Source organism: Schnuerera sp., assembly GCF_035459645.1.
GTDB lineage: Bacteria > Bacillota > Clostridia > Tissierellales > Tepidimicrobiaceae > Schnuerera.
In genome coordinates this window covers 1-5,133 of the sequence record NZ_DATHXO010000322.1, presented here as the reverse complement: position 1 = coordinate 5,133, position 5,133 = coordinate 1, and the positions used below count along the sequence as shown (strand labels likewise).

At 29.2% G+C, this 5,133-nt stretch carries 6 protein-coding genes; 2 read left to right on the top strand and 4 right to left on the bottom strand.

The features are described 5' to 3' along the window. Positions 1-191: 191 nt before the first annotated feature. The gene (locus tag VK998_RS07595; protein ID WP_025641638.1) at positions 192-968 is read right to left on the bottom strand and encodes an ImmA/IrrE family metallo-endopeptidase; all 777 of its coding nucleotides are present in this window, start codon (positions 966-968) and stop codon (positions 192-194) included. Between the two features lie 33 nt (positions 969-1,001). Beyond that, complete coding sequence (locus VK998_RS07590) at positions 1,002-1,352, bottom strand: helix-turn-helix domain-containing protein (protein ID WP_025641639.1); 351 nt, start codon at positions 1,350-1,352, stop codon at positions 1,002-1,004. A 148-nt stretch (positions 1,353-1,500) separates the two neighbouring features. Between VK998_RS07590 and VK998_RS07585 the strand changes: the two genes are divergently transcribed. Then, the gene (locus VK998_RS07585) at positions 1,501-2,367 is read left to right on the top strand and encodes a DUF4438 domain-containing protein (RefSeq protein WP_325227259.1); all 867 of its coding nucleotides are present in this window, start codon (positions 1,501-1,503) and stop codon (positions 2,365-2,367) included. Between the two features lie 51 nt (positions 2,368-2,418). Here VK998_RS07585 and VK998_RS07580 read toward each other — a convergent pair whose 3' ends face one another. Continuing rightward, positions 2,419-3,645 (bottom strand): CD0519/CD1768 family membrane protein, encoded by a 1,227-nt coding sequence (locus tag VK998_RS07580; protein WP_325227255.1) that lies wholly within the window; start codon positions 3,643-3,645, stop codon positions 2,419-2,421. Positions 3,646-3,882: 237 nt separating this feature from the next. On the opposite strand from VK998_RS07580, the gene VK998_RS07575 reads away from it, so the two are divergent. Next, a complete protein-coding gene (locus tag VK998_RS07575) occupies positions 3,883-4,746 on the top strand; it encodes a DUF4349 domain-containing protein (RefSeq protein WP_325227253.1) in 864 nt (287 codons plus the stop codon). 53 nt (positions 4,747-4,799) lie between these two features. Here the strand turns inward: VK998_RS07575 and VK998_RS07570 are convergent. After that, positions 4,800-5,133 (bottom strand): Fur family transcriptional regulator (locus tag VK998_RS07570; RefSeq protein WP_325227250.1); only part of this gene is annotated, 334 nt, incomplete at its 5' end.

The window sequence follows — 5,133 nt, the reverse complement described above, 5'->3', positions numbered from 1 at the left end:
CTAGATTTTTATAATGATAAACATTGAAAAATAAACATCATAGATTATCCAAAATATTTTGAATCTTCATTGTCTATATTATACCCACAAAAAAATTCTTATAACGTATGCTAATAATACTAAGTTATTTCATTACTTTTTTATTGCCGCATAAAAAAAGCCTCTGCTTAAAGCTTAGGCTTTCCTCTAGATTATATTTTATTTTCTACATATCCTAGTTCTTCTGGAGTCAGCCCAATAAAATCTAGGGTTTTTTCTAACTCATTATAGGATATCTTCTTATTTTCATAATTAGCTTTAATGTATATTAAATATTCTTTAGGGATATAGTTTTCTTTAGATGGAACAATTAAGTTAATACTATATCCTTCTTCTTTGGTTAAAGATTGAAGTTTATCTTTGTTTTCTAGAGATGCAATATCAATAAGTTCCGAGTATTTATTCAATGAGCAAAGGTTGAGTTGTATAAGCCTTTTTAGCATTGCTTTATAGCTTACCTTGAAAAAGTTATGCATTCGCACTATATGTTTAGGTTTGATTTCTTTTTTATCTACATTTACAAATTTATAAAATATCTCCTTCACATAGTCTTCCGGCATTAGAAATTCTGCAGCAAATACATCGGCTTTTGTCTCTTCTTCTTTGTGTTTTTGTTTGTCTAAAAAAATTTTTTCCTTTTTTAGTATACCTTCATTATATATTATATGGTATAGTTCATGGGCTCCTGTATATCGTTCGTGGCCTAAGGTGAAACTACTGTTTAAATATACTATGAATCGTTTATCTAAATGAGTAATAAATCCAGAAAGTCCTTCAATATCTAAAGGTTTTCTAATCAAAAATGCTGTTTCTGAAAGAATATCAAATATATCAGCCAGTCCTTTTTTAGCAAATTTAATCCTTACTTCTTCTGCTAATTCTTTTATCTTAAGTCTAAATAATTCATCTGGAATATTTATTTTCTCCAAAATTTCTCATCCTTCCTTAACAACTATCTATTATTATTCTCCTTTATATATTTTCTCGTGGTTCAAAAGTATTCTTACCATATCTTGAAACTTAGATATTTCTTTTAATGATTCTTTAGAGAAATTTCTCTTTCTAAAAAATGTCACTAAATCTTCTGGTTCTTCTTCGTCAAAGAAATCACCTATTTCCATATTTAGTACTTCTGATATTGCTTTTAATTCTATGGCAGAAATGGATCTATTGTTATTTTCAATTTTACTTAATGTTTCTCTACTCATATTTATATCTTTTTGTATAAGTTTTTCTACTACTTTTGATTGGCTTAATCTTTTTTCTTTTCTAATTGTTTTTATCTTTTTTCCAATTTCTAGATCCTTCGACATGAAAAAAACCTCCTTTGTAATACAATATTACATAAGAGGTCTCAACTTGTCAATAAGATAGTTGTACTAATATTTTCAAAATTGTAGAACAAATATCCTAATAATGATACAATATATTTATATTAACAATTTAAAGGAGGCATAATTCATGATTAAGACGAATAAAGACAATTTAGTCATCCAATCAGTGCAAGGTAAAATCTCCAGTCCTGCTACTGGTAATAATCCCTATAGGATTGATCAGGAAGGTTTGGCTCATATACTTCCAGCAACTGGTGGCATTTGTTACAATGTAAAAGTTGGAGACTCTTGTATGAAATGGGTAGGAGATCATATTGAACCTGGTGTTAGTATTAAAAACGATAATGCTGCTAACAACAAAGCTCTAATGCTTCTAGCATGTATTGGAAATGAAGCCAAAGTTATAACTGGTGAAGCAAAAGGTGCTAAAGGTTTTGTAACAGGTATGCATGGTGGAATTGATCATACTTTAATATACTTTAATGATGAAGATTTAGAAAAAATGGCTATTGGAGACACTATTTTAGTAAAAGGTTTTGGACAAGGCCTTGCAATAGAAAGTTTTGATGATATTAAGTGTATGAATATCGATCCTAACCTATTTGAAAAGTTAAATATTAAAGAAAATTCAGAGGGAATTTTGGAAGTTCCTGTAGTTACAGAAATACCTGCTTATCTAATGGGTTCCGGAGTTGGAAGTGCTACTGCTTTTTCTGGAGACTATGATATTATGACTGGAGACAAAAATGCCAATGAAAAATTCGGAATTAATAAACTAAGATTTGGCGATTTAGTTTTATTAAAAGATTGTGATAACACTAATGGTAGACAATATTTAAAAGGTTCTGTTTCTATTGGGGTTATAGTACATAGCGATTGTATTAAATCTGGTCATGGCCCAGGAGTAACCGTTATTATGAGTTCTAAAACTTCAAATATTAAAGGTGTTATAGATGAAAAAGCTAATATTGGTAATTATCTAGGTATCCTTTAAAAATAATTCCTCCATATTTGATTTATTTAATTCAAATATGGAGTTTCTTTTCTACATAAATATCATTACCAATTTATAAATCCAATTTGCAGCTACTCCCGCACATATTCCACCTATGGTATGGCTAAATATGGCTTTCCCTGTTAAATTTCTAAAGTTTAATCCATCCATCATGGCTACATGTGTACTCAAATATCCACTCCAACACATACACATAGCTGTAAATACTGCCACATCGTTAGCGTGGGCTAATCCATTATTAACCATAGTTGAGGCTAGCCCTATAGCTGCTCCTGCTGCACCTAAAGCTGTAATTGGAACGGAAATGGCAGCTGCAGAAGTAAAACCGAAAAGAGGCGTCGTGATAAAACTAATTTTTTCACCTATCCAAGGGAAGAAATTTACTCCTTCATAGGCTGCCCCTGTATATACTCCAGTTTCTGGTGCTGCATTTGATAAAATCATAACAATGCTACATATAATTAAAACTCCTGGAATAATTGCAAACCCTACTTTTACTCCAGAAGCTCCACCTTCCAGAATTGTATCCATTATTCTTTCAGCTACATTTCCTTCTCTAATTTCACGATACTCTACTATATCATAATCAGTTGTACTTGATTCCTCAGCTTCAAGTTCTGTACCATATATTTTTTTTGTATGTAAAAGCATTAAACGAACTGAAACTATACTGCCTATTATAGCACCAATATTCCCTATTATTGCTGCTAGGATAAAATTTTCTCCACTGGAGTTAGAAAGTCCCATCATATATATGGTAACTATTAATCCCATACCAAAGGATGTCCCAATATTAGTTAATGCTGGTAATTGATATTTCTTAAAATATCTACGAAATCTTTTATCTTCGGCTAAAGTTAATACTGCTGGATTATCTGATAAATATGTTGTAAATATACTTATAATGCTTGCTCCAGGTAACCCATAAAGGGGTTTCATCAATGGAGATAATAGTTTGTTCACTAATGAAATAACACCAAACTCTGTTAATATACTAGCTATTGCGCCTGCTATAACTGCTATAGCCATTATCTGAAATACTGTGTTCATAAGTAAATCGTAAGCTGTATTTAATAAAGTATTTATTGCATTTATCAAACCCATTTTACTTCCTAGAATAGCAAAAAATCCAGTTAATATTGCCAAGCATACAAAACCCTCTAAGCTTACAGCTTTTTTTAATTTTGTATCTGATCTAGATTCAATACCATATTTTTGACTAGCATCCACCTTATTTACATTAGTTTGATTAATCATCCATTCACACTCCTTTACAATATAGTTGCAAAATAAATTCTTTACTAATAAATAATATAATTCTTAATTATTACTAAAATATATTTAGTTACTAGGTTTTAGTACCATATACTATTATACAATACTTTTGTATAAATGTTTATTTTTTAAATATTTAAAAAACTTATGATAATGTAACTATTTTGTAGCATTTTTATTGTCTTTATATTGTATAATCGTATCAAAGGGGTGAGGATAATGAAGAGTTTCAAAAAAACAATCCTTGTTTTTGTTAGTATAGTATTAGTTTTATCTATTGTAGTTGGTTGTAGTGCAGGAAAAAGTGAAAATTCTTCTGTAGATACGGCTGTATCAGATTCCGCTTCTTCTGAGCCTTCTGAAAGTGAAGAAGCAGAGTTTGGAGGCGAATCTACTAGTCCACTAGAACCAGAAAAGGTTATTACTACAGTTGAGCTAAGGCTTGAAACTACTGAATTTGAACAATCTAATGATGAATTAATTAATATTATAGAAAAACATAAAGCTTATGTAGAGTATTCTAATATATCCTATAGTTCTAGAAACTTTAGAAATGGTGATTTTGTTATTAGAGTTCCTAAGGAAAGTATTCAAAGTTTTAAATCTGATTTAAATGAAATAGGGAACAAGACTTGGGAAAGCACTAATAAGCAAGATGTGACAAAACAATATACTGATACAGAATCCAGATTGAAAGTTATTGAAGTAAAAGAAGAACGAATTCTAACTCTTATGGAAAAGGCGAATAAAATAGAGGATATTATAGCTTTAGAAGAACAATTAAGTGAGGTCATATATGATAAAGAAAGATTGAAATCTAGTTTAATGGACTTAGATGATAAAGTAGATTTTAGCACCATTAATATATATCTCCAAGAAGTTGAAAAACTAACTAGTTCAACCACTCTAGATACTTCCTTTGGTTCAAAAATTTTAGATGCTTTTAATGATTCTCTATATTTCTTTAAAAATACATTGGAAAAATTGGTCATATTATTGATCTACTTATTGCCTTTTATAATTATCCTTGGAGTAATCGGTTTTGTAGTCCATAAAGGTATGGTTAAATATAGAAAAAAATAAAAAATAATTAAAATCCTTAGCCTTAGTTTCTTTGATTCAATGGGAAACTAAGGCTACTTAACTGCTTTTAATTTTTTATCAATGCAATTACTACATAATCCATGGAACATAATATCAAGATCATTTATTTGGATTCCGTATTTCTTTTCAATAGAGTTATTTATTTTTAAATATTTTAAAATAATATCTCTATCTTTTATATCAATTAAATTTTCACATTCTTCACATTTAAAATGTATATGTAGAGGTTTTTTAGCATACATTTTTAATTCATAATAGCTTGTTTCATCGATTTTGAACTCTTTCAATATATCTAGATCTACAAAAAGATTTATATTTCTATATACTGTTGAAATTCCTATTCCTTCAGTTTTTAATTTGTTGTAG

What these genes read in the sequence shown, in the direction of transcription:
- VK998_RS07590 (WP_025641639.1), bottom strand. Translation starts at nt 1,352, where the DNA reads ATGTCGAAGGATCTAGAAATTGGAAAAAAGATAAAAACAATTAGAAAA.
- VK998_RS07585 (WP_325227259.1), top strand. Translation starts at nt 1,501, where the DNA reads ATGATTAAGACGAATAAAGACAATTTAGTCATCCAATCAGTGCAAGGT.
- VK998_RS07580 (WP_325227255.1), bottom strand. Translation starts at nt 3,645, where the DNA reads ATGATTAATCAAACTAATGTAAATAAGGTGGATGCTAGTCAAAAATAT.
- VK998_RS07575 (WP_325227253.1), top strand. Translation starts at nt 3,883, where the DNA reads ATGAAGAGTTTCAAAAAAACAATCCTTGTTTTTGTTAGTATAGTATTA.